The sequence below is a fragment of the Salinimonas profundi genome (assembly GCF_014750655.1).
Classification (GTDB): Bacteria; Pseudomonadota; Gammaproteobacteria; order Enterobacterales; family Alteromonadaceae; genus Alteromonas; species Alteromonas profundi_A.
Genome location: NZ_JABBXD010000002.1, coordinates 116,667 through 130,245, shown reverse-complemented (window position 1 = coordinate 130,245; position 13,579 = coordinate 116,667). Strand labels below are relative to the sequence as shown.

The window sequence follows — 13,579 nt, the reverse complement described above, 5'->3', positions numbered from 1 at the left end:
GTTTGCTTTGTCGGCGCTACAAAAAAAGCCGGTATGACCGGCTTTTGAGATAGGCGTTTTATGTACTCACACTATTTAGCAAAAGTGTGGTAGCTCAGGCATTAGAATGATGCGCTGCCTGGCGTGCGAGGGAAAGGAATTACATCCCTGACATTCTGCATGCCCGTCACATACGCAACCAGACGTTCAAAGCCCAGGCCGAAACCCGCGTGCGGGACAGTACCGTAACGACGCAAATCGCGATACCAGGCATAATCTTCTTTGCTCAGCCCCATCTCTTCTAATCGTGCATCGAACACATCCAGACGCTCTTCACGCTGAGAACCACCGATAATTTCGCCAATACCGGGGGCCAGTACATCCATCGCCGCGACAGTTTTGTTGTCATCATTCAGGCGCATGTAGAACGCTTTAATGTCTTTCGGGTAATTTTGCATAATGATAGGCGCACCAACATGCTCTTCTGCCAGATAACGCTCGTGCTCAGAAGACAGATCCACACCCCACTCAACCGGGAATTCAAATGCTTTTCCTGAGTTTTGTAAGATGTCGATAGCGTCAGTGTAGTCCATGCGAACAAAATCTGATGAGACCAGCTTTTCAAGACGTGATACCACATCTTTATTGATGCGCTGCTCAAAAAACGCCATGTCATCTGCACGTTCTTCCAGTACGGCTTTACACACATACTTAAGCATATCTTCCGATAGTTGCGCGACATCAGCCAGTTCAGCAAACGCCACCTCAGGCTCAATCATCCAGAACTCGGCAAGGTGACGGGAGGTATTGCTGTTTTCAGCACGGAATGTAGGGCCAAAGGTATACACTTTGGACATCGCCGTACAATAGGTTTCAACGTTCAGCTGACCGGATACTGTCAGGTAGGTTTCTTTGCCGAAGAAATCTTCCTTGTAATCAATGTCGCCTTTTTCTGTGCGCGGCAGATTCATCATATCCAATGTCGATACGCGGAACATCTCGCCGGCCCCTTCAGTATCGCTGGCTGTGATCACCGGTGTGCTGATCCAAAAGTAGCCGCGCTCGTGGAAAAAGCGGTGGATGGCCTGAGACAGACAGTTACGCACGCGGGTCACCGCACCTATAACGTTGGTGCGTGGGCGAAGGTGCGCGTATTCGCGCAAATACTCAATAGAGTGGCGTTTTGCCGCCATCGGGTAGGTATCCGGGTTTTCCACCCACCCCAGCACCTCTACAGATTCAGCTTCCAGCTCAAGTGACTGACCTGTTCCCTGAGATTCTTTGACACTAGCCTTAACAGCAACAGAACACCCCGTTGTCAGGCGTTGAACCTCTTCATAATTAGGCAGAGAATTTAACGCGATAACCTGCACAGGATCAAAGCAACTTCCATCGTGCAGTGCAATAAAAGATAGACCAGCCTTAGAGTCTCGGCGTGTTCTTACCCAACCTTTTACTGTCACCGTTTCGCCAACAGCGTACTTGCCGGCAAGCACGTCGACTACGGGCGCATGCGTCATTATGAATTCTCCGTCTTTAAAAATTTTACAAGGTCAGAAATCATCGCACACTCATGATAAGTGTGCCTTTGTTTAATCAAACCGAATGAGTTCCCGTGTTGAATCCGAATGGACCGTCGGGTCAGCGCAATAAAGCGCTTGCGCGAATTTTTGTGCACGCAATGGCACGCTTTGATGAGCCGGTTTAAGACAAAGACAGATTTCTAACGTATTAACAGCCGATAGTATACTTAAACCAAAAACGGATGCCAGAGTTCATTGAATCAATTGAAGTATAAAGATAAAAGTGGTCAGCCGGTCAACAGACGCAGCACCCCCCGTGAGAATGACAGCCTGTATAAAATTGTTATGGTGGTTAATGTCTTAGCCTGGGGGCTGTTGGTTGCTGCCTTTGTGGTGTTTCATTTTGCCAGGCCAGATTTTATCGCCGGCGTGCAGCGTTTCTGGAACATCCCGGGCCAGACCGACTGGTCCCGGGAGCATGTCGGCACGTTATTCTTTCTGGTCAAAGCCTGTCTGATACTGACACTTTCAACCATGTTGCTGCGCATCCGGCGAAACCGGCGCCAGGGCGATAACTACGGTATTAACCTCTACGTATTAACCGTGGTTGGCTTACTGACGCTTCTGGTGATGACACTCTCATTTACCTAACCTAGAAAAGCCGAGTTAATCAGGTACCAGGTATAGACGATGTAAGCGGCAACAAACACTCCACCTTCCAACCGGTTTAACCGACCCTGGCGTCCTTTCAGCCCGATACAAAAGACAAACAGCGCGACCGAGAGAACAAGCATGATAACGATGTCGCGGTAGAAGAAGCTTTGTTCAATAGGCGTAGGATGAATAATACCGGCTAAACCTACCACCGCCAGAGTATTAAACATGTTGGAGCCAATGACGTTACCTAGCGCCAGATCATGTTCTTTTTTGCGAATGGCAACCAGCGAGGATGCCAGTTCGGGCAGGGAAGTACCCACGGCAATAACAGTAAGACCGATGATGGTGTCGCTGACACCAAAGTATTGCGCCACTTCAATAGCGCCCCATACGAGAATTCTTGAACTGGCAACCAGCAAGACCAATCCTGCCAACAGCCAAACCAGATTCATTTTGACAGAGGTAGCGTCGCTGTTAATCTGCTCTTTATATTCCTCAGCCAACGCATCGCTGTCGCCTTTCATTCCCTGCCAGAAACTCCAGCCAAGTAAAAGCACGAACAAGCCCAACAGGGTAAAAGCATCATCTTTTGACAGCGTTAAATCCAGCAGTTGCCAGGCGGCAATAAAAACAATCGCCAGCATAATGGGGAGTTCGCGTCTGATGATCTCTGAGCGCACAGCGATGGGGCTTATAAGCGCTGTGATACCTAACACCAGTGCGATATTGGCGATGTTAGAGCCAAACGCATTACCCAGCGCGATACCGGAATTTCCTTCAAGTGCCGCGAACACTGAAACAATGATTTCCGGCGCCGAGGTGCCAAAGCCAATGATCAGCATACCGATGATAAGAGGCGATACATTAAAATGGCGGGCGACACCGGATGCGCCATCGACGAACTTACCTGCGCTCCATAACAAAACCGGAAGTCCGACCAAAATCGCGACGATTGCTAACTCCATAACACCTCCTAAATATAAACCGGTAACACTGACCTGCAGTGCCTGAATAGCCACATTAACTTGCCAGAATAACTGGCACATTCTATACCAAAGCGATTACCTCGGGGGGAAGTTTTTACGTACCGCCCCACCTTCTGCTACTTTACAGGGGGGACGACCGGACTTTTCCGGCTTATCAGAAATACTTATCGTAACGGTCAAAATTTCCCTCTCTGAATTTGCTTTTCAATTACAGGGCTTACCGTAAACTTCGCGAAAAGCACAATTGTTACTCAATGGGGCTAACAGGTGTGTACGAAAAAAACCAATTAGAGATTATATGCACAAGACACTGATTATTGCCGACAACGTCCAGCTGTTTGACAGTTCTGGATTGAATGTCATTACCTTTGATGATTATCTGGCAAATTTCCCGAAACTCAACGAGCCCAAGACGCGCGTAATTAACCTGTGTGATACCAGCGAGTATCTTAGCCGTGGCTATTACTGCTCACTGCTTGCCCAGGCGCGTAAACACCGGGTGCTGCCGGCGGTCAATACCATTAATGACATGCGAATGGCGTCGGATAGTCACATGCCGCCCAGGGTCACGCTTCCCGATACGCTGGAAGGCACTGACGCTACTGAGCTGCCGACAACATGTTTTGTGGTATTTGGTCAAACTCTTGAGCCGTCGCTGGCCATGGTTGCTCAACGCGCCTTTGCACTTTATCCGTGTCCGATTATGCAGTTAACGATGCATGTTGCCAGTGAGTCCGGGGCGACCATCGGTTACGCCGAATGTCGGGTGGTTGGCTTTAATGCATTGCCAGCGGACATGCACCGGTATGCCATCCAGCAACTGACAGCGTTTGCTGATTCTGCATGGCGCTCCCCGGCTAAAGGTAAAAAAGTGCGCTGGGATATGGCGATTCTGGTTAATCCTGACGAAATCACCCCGCCAAGTGATAAAAAGGCGCTGAAAAGCTTTGTTAAAGCTGCCGAGAATGTGGGGATCCATGCTGAAATTGTGTCGCAGCTTAATCCGGCAGATGTGGGGCATTACGACGCCTTGTTTATTCGCGAGACGACGGCCATAGAGCACAGTACCTATCAATTGGCGCGCGCTGCTGAGCGTGAAGGTCTGGTGGTGATGGACGATTCGCAGTCTATACTTCGCTGTTGTAATAAGGTTTTTTTGCAGGATGCGTTTACTTATCAAAATGTACCGGCACCAAAAAGTCGGTTTGTCAGCCAGGCGGATGAAGATGCCTGCCAGAAACTGATTAGTGAGCTGGGACTGCCGCTGGTGTTAAAACTACCGGAAAGCTCTTTCAGTCGAGGTGTTTACAAAGTTGAAAGTGCCGCTGAGCTTGAGGAAAAGCTGCGTGAAATGCTCGGTGTTTCTGCCCTTGTGCTGGTGCAGGAGTATATCTTTACGGATTATGACTGGCGTATCGGGGTATTGGGCGGCAAGCCAATTTATGCCTGTAAGTATTTTATGGCCAGAAACCATTGGCAGATTTATCACCACGATGGTGATCAAACTGACTCAGGGGATTTTGTCACCATGGCAACATTTGAAGTGCCGCGACCAGTCCTCCAGGCAGCAGTAAAAGCAGCCAAAGTGGTGGGTAATGGTCTTTACGGCGTAGATATCAAGCAGGACGGCCACAATGTGTTTGTTATTGAAGTGAACGACAACCCCAGTCTCGAAGCCGGAATTGAAGATAAATATCTGGGCAAAGCGCTGTATGAGATAATCATGCAGGAGTTTGCTGATCGTTTAGAAAAGAGAGGAAAATAATGGAAGCGGTCATGTCTGGCCATGCTGTTTCACTCAGTAAGGTGGCAGACGCCGATATAGATGCACTGTGGCAGTTGGAGCAGCGGTGCTTTACCTCAGACAGGCTGAGCAAGCGCAGAATGCGGTTTTACATGAGTGCGCCGCATGCCGAATTTGTACTGGCCCGGGCTAACGGTCTGGTGGTCGGATACGCGCTGCTATTGTGCCGGCGTGGCACTTTACTCACCCGGTTATATTCAATAGCGGTGGATCCAGAGGCCAGAGGCCTGGGCATTGCGGCGCAACTGATTGACGAGCTGGAGAGGAGGGCATTATTGCGGGGAAAGCCCTTTATGCGTTTGGAGGTTGCCGTGAACAACAGGGCAGCCATTGCCCTGTATGAAAAACTGGGGTTTCATCAGTTTGGCATTTATAACCATTATTATGAAGACGAAAGCGATGCGTTGAGAATGCAAAAAGCGTTGCGAATGCCAGCCAGTCAAAGCAAGCATGAACTGTATCCCTGGTATCAGCAGTCAACGGAATTTACCTGTGGGCCCGCCGCATTAATGATGGCAATGACATCATTAAATAAACACAGCAACATGTCGCAGCATGAAGAGCTGACAATATGGCGTCAGGCAACCACTATTTATATGACCTCCGGTCATGGTGGCAGTCACCCGGTAGGTCTGGCGCTGTCAGCTCACCAGCGCAATTTTGAAGCTGAGGTCTGGATGAATCAGGCCCTGCCGCTTTTTACCGATGGCGTGAGAAGCGAGCATAAAAAGCAAATCATTGAGCTGGTGGAAACCGATTTTGCCGGACAGGCACGAAAAGAAGGTGTAGCTATCAGGCAGTTTCAATGGCAACTGAGCGATATCGAAACGGCGTTAGATTATGGCAAAGCGGTGGTCTGCCTGATCAGTACTTATGCCTTCGATAAAAGAAAAGCGCCGCACTGGGTTGTAATCACCGGCGTTGATGACCAGTGCGTATATATTCACGATCCGGATCCGGGTGACGATGAACATGTGGAATTTCAACATATTCCGTTGTCGCGGGAGGACTTTCTGCGCCTGGCTACATACGGAAAGCGCAAAATCAGAACTGCAGTAATAATCGGCCCTGCCGCGTAGGCAGGGCTTTTTCACGCTAGTGGTGTGTTTTGCTGCGCATCATGCGCTTGTTAAATTCTTTAAGCGAGTTTACCAAGTCACTGAGTTCGCCACTGCTTCCGCCGTAAACATTGGGCTTGGTAAACCGCGTACCTTTGATTGCCATATCGAAAGGACGGTTAATATCAAACGCTGTAGTACGTTGTTGCAGTCTGGACCATTCACCCAACATTGAAGAGGGAATTGCGTGGCGTTTGGCAACTAATTTGTCTCTTAATTGCAACACCTGACCGATTAATAGCGTGTTGTCATTTTTCATAATACAACCTGTTTTTTCGCGTTTATCAATAGGCCTTTTACTTAATGGTCAATGAGTTCAGCGCGATTGGCTTATCTCTCACGGGCCGCCCAGTAAAGGTCTGACTCATATTGAAAGTTGCAAAATGAATACCGGTTGAAACTTTACTGTCACAAAAATGACATAAGCTGCTGATTAAAAGTGATAAACGCTGCTATCCCGCCTATCTATAAAAAAAGTATGAGGTAATATTTACAATACGGTATTACAGCACTTTGAAAAATTGAAAGACCTATTGTGCAAAACGGATAGACTTTTTGCGAAATCTTTTTACCCCTTTGACACACAAGGCCGGTGTCCAAATCAGCAAATTGGCCAGAATAGCCACAACCAGGCTGAAGATGACGGCAGTCGGTGAAAGTGGCACGGAGGGCGAAAAGTTTTCCGCCACACGCTTGAGCGTAGTGAAACGCGCGGGGGTAAACATATACCACGCCTGTGAGAAGTAATTGCCATTATCCAGCGTCGCTATTCCCTGTTTGATCACAGCCAGTTGCTGGATCTGCTGTGCTTTATTGGTGGCATCTTCGCGCACCACAGGCTCGTTATTCTTTTGTAAATCTTCGATCATTGCATCCGCTGACGCATATCCATATCTGGTTGCCAGTTGCTCATACTCCGCCACACTTTGCGCTGTAGCATCGTGATAGCCGGCGAGATACTGTCGGTAGTGGTCAGCCAGAATAGGCACCTGCAATGCCAGAATAAATATCGTGGCGAAAATAATCTTGTCGAACACATTTACAAGAATTTTCATGCAGGTCCTCGTTAGTCGGTTAACGTAAAGTCAGTGTTGGCTCAGTGCCATATAGATGGCGTCCGTCAATTGTTTGAGCTCATCACCACTTATAATATACGGCGGCATAATATAAACCAGTTTATTAAAAGGGCGTATCCAGACACCGGCTTTGACGAAATGCCGTTGCAGGCGTGCAACATCCACCGGATGATGCGTTTCAACCACCCCAATAGCGCCCAGGATTCTGACATCCCTGACCGCCGCCAGTGACAGACAATCCGGAAGTGTCTGTTTCAGCTGGGCCTCAATATCAGCAACCTGTTTTTGCCAGTGATTCTCACTGATAAGCGCAAGGCTTGCCGAGGCCACCGAGCAGGCCAGCGGGTTCCCCATATACGTTGGCCCGTGCATGAACACCCCGGGCTCGCCCTGACAAACCCCCAACGCGACATCTTCGGTGCACAGCGTAGCAGCAAGTGTCATATAGCCACCCGTTAAGGCTTTTCCTACACACATGATGTCAGGGCTGATGTTGGCATGCTCGCAACCAAAGAGTTTTCCCGTGCGACCAAAGCCAGTGGCAATCTCATCGCAAATCAGTAATACGTTATATTGGTCACACAGCTGACGCGCCCGCTTGAGATATTCGGGATGATAGATGCGCATACCGCCCGCGCCCTGAACAATCGGCTCAATGATTAACGCAGCCAATTCGTTGTGATGAGCATCAAATAACTCCTCCAGCGGCAAAATATCATCTTCGCTGAAGGTTTGGTCATACCGGGTCTGCGGCGCCGGAGCAAAGTGTTGCGGAGTCAGGACATTTGAAAACAGGCTGTGCATCCCGTTCACCGGATCGCAGACTGACATCGCGGCAAAGGTATCACCGTGATAGCCGTTTCGCGGAGTGATCACTTTGTGCTTACCGGCTCTTCCCTGGCATGCCCAGTACTGCAGCGCCATTTTAAGCGCCACTTCTACAGAAACTGAACCGGAGTCGGCCAGAAACACCCGTGCCATGCCCGCGGGGGCCATATCCAGTAATTGTCGGCAGACGTTGACGGCAGGTTCATGGGTTAAACCACCAAACATAACATGTGAGAACTTATCGACCTGAGCATGGGCGGCGGCATTGAGCGCTGGATGGTTGTAACCGTGAATGGCGGCCCACCAACTGGACATCCCATCAATCAGCGTTTCACCGGTAGCAAGGTGAATCGTTGCCCCTGACGCACCCGCCACTTCATAGCATGGGAGCGGATTGACGGCCGACGTATAAGGATGCCAAATATGGCGTTTATCAAATTCGATATTGTTCAAAATGTAACCACTGGTAAATGTTTGGAATTGGTCAGAGTTGACAACTCTGTTGCTGCGCATAGACTAAGCCAGCAATTATCATTAGTAAAGGACAGGCCATGACCGCCGCACCCCAATTTGTCTCGTCGTCGCAGGAAATTCGTAACGACTGGACGACCGCTGAAGTTGAAGCACTTTTTGCCATGCCATTTAACGATTTACTGTTTAAGGCGCAAACCGTGCATCGGGCGTATTTTGACCCCAATGAAGTACAGGTTTCAACATTGTTGTCCATTAAGACCGGCGCCTGTCCGGAAGATTGCAAATACTGTCCCCAGAGCGCCCGATACGACACCGGGCTGGAAAAAGAACGCTTATTGGAAGTCGAAAAAGTTATTGAGCGGGCAAAAGAAGCAAAAGCGGCCGGCTCGACCCGCTTTTGCATGGGCGCAGCCTGGAGAAATCCTAAAGAGCGGGATATGCCGTATGTGACCAAGCTGATCTCAGAGGTCAAAAAACTGGGCCTGGAAACCTGCATGACGTTGGGTATGTTGTCTCGTGAACAGGCGACTGCGCTCAAACAGGCTGGTTTGGATTATTATAATCATAACCTGGATACCTCGCCGGAATATTACGGCGATATCATCACAACGCGCACCTATCAGGACAGGCTGGATACGCTGGATAATGTCCGCCAGGCGGGCATGAATGTATGTTCAGGTGGCATTGTCGGAATGGGGGAAAGTGGCAAAGATCGGGCAGGACTGCTGATCGCCCTGGCAAATCTGCCCCAGCAGCCAGAAAGTGTACCTATTAATATGCTGGTCAAAGTAGAGGGGACGCCGTTAGACAGCGTTGATGATTTGGAGCCGTTTGAGTTTATCCGAACCATCGCGGTTGCGCGGATCATGATGCCAGCATCGCATGTCCGGCTATCGGCAGGTCGCGAAAATATGAATGAGCAAATGCAGGCACTGTGTTTCATGGCCGGCGCAAACTCTATCTTTTATGGCTGCAAGTTGCTGACAACCTCAAATCCTGACACCCATGAAGATGTACAGCTTTTCCGCAAGCTGGGCATCAATACCGAGCGCACCCGCGATTATTCTGATGAGGCGCATGCCCAGACGCTGCAGGAAGAAATAGCTGATCGTGCCACGCCGGACCTGTTTTACGATGCAACCAAGCCGTCGGCAGTCGAGGCATAATGGCCTTTGACTGGATAAGCGACAAGCTGGCGGAGCTGCACAAACAAGGTTACCAACGTCAGCGCGCTACCGTTGATTACGAAAAAGACGGCATCATTAGTATTGGCGGACAACATTATCTGCATTTTGCCAGCAATGATTACCTTGGCATGCGACATGATGAAGGGGTGCAGCAAACCTGGGTAGAAGGCATTGCGCAGTACGGCGCAGGCAGTGGCGCGTCACCACTGGTAACGGGTTACACCACCGCGCACAGTGCTCTGGAATCTTATCTGGCCGAGCACCTGAACCGGGAAGCCGCGCTGTTGTTCAATTCCGGGTTTGCAGCCAACCAGGCGTTGCTTCAGGCGCTCTTTGCACAGCCGGGCAATATCGTTGCAGATAAACTGATGCATGCATCGTTTATTGACGGGGCAATGTCCTCACAGGCTGTATTTAAGCGATTCGCGCATAACGATCCGGAACATCTGAAAGCATTGTTAGAAAACGTTTTACCGACCAACAGTCTGATTGCTACCGAAAGTGTATTCAGTATGGATGGTGATCAGGCACCACTGAAAAAGCTGGCACACATTGCCAGTGAGCATGGCTGTTGGCTTATGGTGGACGATGCCCACGGTTTTGGGGTGTTAGGCGAAAAGGGACTGGGCTGCGCAGAATCTGCAGATTTATCGCAATGTGAGGTGCCTGTACTAATGGGAACATTTGGTAAAGCGGTGGGGACGGCGGGGGCATTTATCGCAGGCTCGCGTCAGCTTATTGAACTGCTGATAAACACGGCCAGACATTATATTTATTCCACAGCCATGCCACCGGCGCAGGCCCTGGCTACCTTGTATTCGCTGGAACAATTGCGCGACGGACGCCGCCAGAAAACGCTCAACGATAATATCCATTATTTTAAAACACGCATGCACGATTCAGGCTTCAAAACAACAGAGTCTCAAACCGCCATTCAGCCAGTGCTGACCGACGGGCCCAAGCAGGCTGTTGCCTTGAGCGAGGCTCTTAAACAACGCGGGATATGGGTGCCGCCAATCCGCTACCCTACGGTGCCCAAAGGAACCGACAGACTTCGGGTTACATTAAGCGCAGTGCACACTCGTCAGGATATTGATGCATTGAGTGATGCGTTGCAGCTAGCTAAAGAGGCCGAGTCATGACACAGGCAGTTCTTAGTGAGGCTGTAGCCAGACAATTCAGCCGCGCTGCGCCGCAGTATGACAGGCTGGCATCAATACAGCAGCACATTGCCGCGCAGGCTATCAGGCAAATACCGGTATCGTCAGGACGCCTGCTGGATATCGGATGCGGCACTGGTCGTAATACCGCTTTGCTGGCGGAGCGTGGCTTTGATGCCAGTGGCGCGGACCTTGCTCGGGGGATGGTGGAGTACGCAAGCCTGAATTATCCGCATTTGTCGTTTTGCGTTGCCGATGCGCAGCATTTGCCGTTTAACAATGACGCGTTTGATGTGGTGTTTTCAAGCATGGCCATGCAGTGGTGTCAGGACATCAATCTGGCTATGTCAGAAGTTGCCCGGATACTCAGACACGCTGGTATTGCCACACTTAGCATTATGACGGACGGGTCGTTCGGCCAGCTCAATGCCAGCCGGCGTGCATCTGGTTTGTCCGCGGTAACCAACATCATGGCTTCTCACGAAAAGTGGCTAACAGCGGCGCAGGAGTCCGGGTTTACGGTGCTGCAGGCTGAAAATATTGCCTACACAGATACTTTCGCAGATATCTTGTCTTTGCTTCGCTCGATAAAATCGGTGGGAGCAGGCGTGCGATGTGATAACGCGTCAGTCTCTGCACTGTCTCGCCGGCAGCTTACGCTGCTAGAAAGCGCGTATCAGCGTTACAAAACACCCGAAGGGTTATTACCGCTCACTTATCGGGTAAGCCATCTGGTTCTGGAGAAACAATAATAATGCAGTCTTTTTTCGTCACAGGCACGGATACCGAAGTTGGCAAAACCTACTTTAGCACCAGACTTCTGGAAGCCCAGGCTAATGCTGGATTGAAGGTCACAGGGTATAAGCCGGTATCAGCAGGCTGTGAACTGATTGACGGTCAGCCTGTCAACGAGGATGCCCTCGCGCTGTGGCAGGCCAGTAATCTGCCAGTGTCGCTAACACAGGTAAATCCGGTGGCGCTGATGCCACCCATTGCACCGCATATTGCTGCTGCACAGGCGGATGTAACAATCTCAAAAGAGGGGCTGGTGGCAGGATATCACGCGCTGGAAGCATGTCAGCCGGATCTATTGATCATGGAAGGGGCAGGGGGCTGGCAATTGCCACTGGGAAATAATCTGTGGATGCCTGATGTGGTCAGTGCCCTCGGATTACCGGTAATCATGGTGGTAGGCATGCGATTAGGGTGTCTTAATCATGCGATGTTGACCGTTCAGGCAGTCGCGCAATCAGGCTTACGGCTCCACGGGTGGGTGGCCAACTCTATGTCAGCCACACCAATGCCGTATTATGCCGAAAACCTGCAAACGCTTGAGGATGCGATAGATGCGCCACTTCTGGCTGAGCTTCCCTACCACGATGCCGAACTCAGCCGGAGCCGGTTAGCTAATATACTGACTTAGATCGGCGGTGGGCTGAATAGCGGTTTTCTCTTCGCCCAGAAAAACAAACCCTTCAACATCACCAAGCAGCGTCAGGCGGCCATCAGTCAGACTAAGCGCAGTGCCCTCGGGTATGGCAATAATGGGCGTTTGGGGATGTAGCGTTGTGAACTCTGCCAGGCGCTGATCCCGCGTTTCGCCATTGTGACCCGGCGGCGCGTAATTGCTGTAGTGCGGGTTCAACTGACACTGAATAACGCCCAACGCATCAAAGGATGCCGGCTCAACAATAGGCATGTCGTTGGTTGTGCGTATGGACTGACCGCAGATGTTTGAGCCTGCACTCCAGCCAATGTAGGGAGTGCCGTCTGCGATAACTGCTTTTAACGGGTCGAGTAAATTCTGTTTGTACAGAGTGTGCAATAAGTTGAAGGTGTTGCCGCCGCCCACCAGAATGGCCTGGTTATTGGCTTTTGCACTGTTAAGTGCCGCAGCAGGATTCTCGAACGTATGTAAGCCCGTGATGGAAAACTCCGGCAAGGCTTCCTTCACTTTCTGGGTGTAGGCGTCCCAGGTCATGGTGACGCCGGCAAACGGTATGAAAAGAATGTCACGTTGATCACCCAGATGGCCGAACATGAAAGATTTTGCGTGTTCCAGATAATCTTCACTACCGGCGCGCGAACTGCTCAACATCAGCACGTGTGCAGACATACTATAAGGCTCCATTAAAAAGGTTAGGTTACCGTATTTAGCGCTGTTCTTGTATAGCTTAAAAGATTAAAGCCATGTGAGAAAAAGCCGAGAAATGACCCATTTGGGCACGCTCAACCGTAAATCTGACAACAGCGTGGTTTTCGATAGCGTTAAGCTACGCGTTTTTCATCAGAGATACGAGGATATACCATGAAAAAAATAGCAAGTCTTTTAGCCGGTGCTGCGTTTCTGGCGTCCGGCGCAGTTCATGCGCAGTCCGGTGAATGCGAGGCGACTATCGAAAGTAATGATGCTATGCAGTACAACAAAAAGGAAATGACCGTACCGTCTTCCTGCGAAGAATTCACGGTAAAGCTGGTTCACACCGGACAAATGGAAAAGTCAGTCATGGGTCATAACTGGGTGCTGACTGAGTCAGACGAGGCGCAGGCTACAGCGACAGATGGCATGGCCGCGGGAATCGATAACGGTTACCTGAAGCCGGATGATGAGCGTATTATCGCTGCGACCGAACTAATTGGCGGTGGCGAAGAAAGTTCAGTGACGTTTTCTGTCAGCGATTTGAAAAAATCCGGTGATTACACGTTCTTCTGTTCGTTCCCGGGTCATATCAGCATGATGAAAGGAACACTAAAAGTAGAGTAACGGTCACGCAGAGAAAATCTCAC

Annotated in this window: 14 protein-coding genes; 8 read left to right on the top strand and 6 right to left on the bottom strand. The window is 50.2% G+C overall.

Annotation, left to right across the window (positions count from 1 at the left end; all coding sequences use genetic code 11):
* Positions 1-101: 101 nt before the first annotated feature.
* A complete protein-coding gene (gene asnS, locus HHX48_RS05050; protein WP_191022842.1) occupies positions 102-1,499 on the bottom strand; it encodes an asparagine--tRNA ligase in 1,398 nt (465 codons plus the stop codon).
* A gap of 258 nt (positions 1,500-1,757) precedes the next feature.
* Here asnS and HHX48_RS05045 point away from each other — a divergent pair, with 258 nt between their 5' ends.
* Entirely contained in the window at positions 1,758-2,153 is a 396-nt protein-coding gene (locus HHX48_RS05045; protein ID WP_191022840.1) for a hypothetical protein, read from the top strand.
* Here the strand turns inward: HHX48_RS05045 and HHX48_RS05040 are convergent.
* Positions 2,150-3,124, bottom strand: coding sequence for a calcium/sodium antiporter (locus HHX48_RS05040; protein WP_191022838.1), 975 nt, complete (start codon positions 3,122-3,124; stop codon positions 2,150-2,152). The two genes, HHX48_RS05045 and HHX48_RS05040, sit on opposite strands and share 4 nt — an antisense overlap.
* A gap of 319 nt (positions 3,125-3,443) precedes the next feature.
* Here HHX48_RS05040 and HHX48_RS05035 point away from each other — a divergent pair, with 319 nt between their 5' ends.
* Complete coding sequence (locus HHX48_RS05035; RefSeq protein ID WP_191022836.1) at positions 3,444-4,910, top strand: RimK family protein; 1,467 nt, start codon at positions 3,444-3,446, stop codon at positions 4,908-4,910.
* Positions 4,910-6,028, top strand: a complete 1,119-nt coding sequence (locus HHX48_RS05030; protein WP_223858068.1) for a GNAT family N-acetyltransferase/peptidase C39 family protein — start codon at positions 4,910-4,912, stop codon at positions 6,026-6,028. The genes HHX48_RS05035 and HHX48_RS05030 overlap by 1 nt, the downstream gene beginning before the upstream one ends.
* A 16-nt stretch (positions 6,029-6,044) precedes the next feature.
* On the opposite strand, the gene HHX48_RS05025 is transcribed toward HHX48_RS05030, so the two are convergent.
* The 3 genes from HHX48_RS05025 to bioA all read right to left on the bottom strand — a co-directional run bounded on the left by HHX48_RS05025 (position 6,045) and on the right by bioA (position 8,424).
* The gene (locus HHX48_RS05025) at positions 6,045-6,326 is read right to left on the bottom strand and encodes a hypothetical protein (protein WP_191022834.1); all 282 of its coding nucleotides are present in this window, start codon (positions 6,324-6,326) and stop codon (positions 6,045-6,047) included.
* Positions 6,327-6,597: 271 nt separating this feature from the next.
* Complete coding sequence (locus HHX48_RS05020) at positions 6,598-7,122, bottom strand: DUF2937 family protein (protein ID WP_191022833.1); 525 nt, start codon at positions 7,120-7,122, stop codon at positions 6,598-6,600.
* A gap of 30 nt (positions 7,123-7,152) precedes the next feature.
* Positions 7,153-8,424 carry an adenosylmethionine--8-amino-7-oxononanoate transaminase gene (bioA, locus tag HHX48_RS05015; RefSeq protein WP_397541066.1) on the bottom strand — a complete coding sequence of 424 codons (1,272 nt, stop codon included), beginning with the start codon at positions 8,422-8,424 and terminating at the stop codon, positions 7,153-7,155.
* Between the two features lie 98 nt (positions 8,425-8,522).
* Here bioA and bioB point away from each other — a divergent pair, with 98 nt between their 5' ends.
* Genes bioB through bioD form a run of 4 tightly spaced genes read left to right on the top strand, consistent with a single transcriptional unit; the run spans position 8,523 to position 12,215 of the window.
* Positions 8,523-9,611: a biotin synthase BioB gene (gene bioB, locus HHX48_RS05010; protein ID WP_191022829.1), complete on the top strand. Its 1,089-nt coding sequence runs from the start codon at positions 8,523-8,525 to the stop codon at positions 9,609-9,611.
* Positions 9,611-10,774 (top strand): 8-amino-7-oxononanoate synthase, encoded by a 1,164-nt coding sequence (gene bioF, locus HHX48_RS05005; RefSeq protein WP_191022827.1) that lies wholly within the window; start codon positions 9,611-9,613, stop codon positions 10,772-10,774. The genes bioB and bioF overlap by 1 nt, the downstream gene beginning before the upstream one ends.
* Complete coding sequence (locus HHX48_RS05000) at positions 10,771-11,544, top strand: methyltransferase domain-containing protein (RefSeq protein WP_191022825.1); 774 nt, start codon at positions 10,771-10,773, stop codon at positions 11,542-11,544. Before bioF ends, HHX48_RS05000 begins: the two co-directional genes overlap by 4 nt.
* Before the next feature lie 2 nt (positions 11,545-11,546).
* The gene (gene bioD / locus HHX48_RS04995; protein WP_191022823.1) at positions 11,547-12,215 is read left to right on the top strand and encodes a dethiobiotin synthase; all 669 of its coding nucleotides are present in this window, start codon (positions 11,547-11,549) and stop codon (positions 12,213-12,215) included.
* On the opposite strand, the gene pepE is transcribed toward bioD, so the two are convergent.
* Positions 12,195-12,908 carry a dipeptidase PepE gene (pepE, locus tag HHX48_RS04990; protein WP_191022821.1) on the bottom strand — a complete coding sequence of 238 codons (714 nt, stop codon included), beginning with the start codon at positions 12,906-12,908 and terminating at the stop codon, positions 12,195-12,197. The genes bioD and pepE overlap by 21 nt on opposite strands.
* 192 nt (positions 12,909-13,100) lie before the next feature.
* On the opposite strand from pepE, the gene azu reads away from it, so the two are divergent.
* On the top strand, positions 13,101-13,556 hold the full coding sequence (gene azu / locus HHX48_RS04985) for an azurin (RefSeq protein WP_191022819.1): 456 nt from the start codon (positions 13,101-13,103) through the stop codon (positions 13,554-13,556).
* Positions 13,557-13,579: the final 23 nt, after the last annotated feature.

Coding starts and splice junctions, on each gene's coding strand:
- HHX48_RS05035 (WP_191022836.1), top strand. CDS start 3,444: ATGCACAAGACACTGATTATTGCCGACAACGTCCAGCTGTTTGACAGT.
- bioD (WP_191022823.1), top strand. CDS start 11,547: ATGCAGTCTTTTTTCGTCACAGGCACGGATACCGAAGTTGGCAAAACC.
- bioB (WP_191022829.1), top strand. CDS start 8,523: ATGACCGCCGCACCCCAATTTGTCTCGTCGTCGCAGGAAATTCGTAAC.
- HHX48_RS05000 (WP_191022825.1), top strand. CDS start 10,771: ATGACACAGGCAGTTCTTAGTGAGGCTGTAGCCAGACAATTCAGCCGC.
- HHX48_RS05040 (WP_191022838.1), bottom strand. CDS start 3,124: ATGGAGTTAGCAATCGTCGCGATTTTGGTCGGACTTCCGGTTTTGTTA.
- pepE (WP_191022821.1), bottom strand. CDS start 12,908: ATGTCTGCACACGTGCTGATGTTGAGCAGTTCGCGCGCCGGTAGTGAA.
- azu (WP_191022819.1), top strand. CDS start 13,101: ATGAAAAAAATAGCAAGTCTTTTAGCCGGTGCTGCGTTTCTGGCGTCC.
- asnS (WP_191022842.1), bottom strand. CDS start 1,499: ATGACGCATGCGCCCGTAGTCGACGTGCTTGCCGGCAAGTACGCTGTT.
- bioF (WP_191022827.1), top strand. CDS start 9,611: ATGGCCTTTGACTGGATAAGCGACAAGCTGGCGGAGCTGCACAAACAA.
- HHX48_RS05025 (WP_191022834.1), bottom strand. CDS start 6,326: ATGAAAAATGACAACACGCTATTAATCGGTCAGGTGTTGCAATTAAGA.
- HHX48_RS05030 (WP_223858068.1), top strand. CDS start 4,910: ATGGAAGCGGTCATGTCTGGCCATGCTGTTTCACTCAGTAAGGTGGCA.
- HHX48_RS05020 (WP_191022833.1), bottom strand. CDS start 7,122: ATGAAAATTCTTGTAAATGTGTTCGACAAGATTATTTTCGCCACGATA.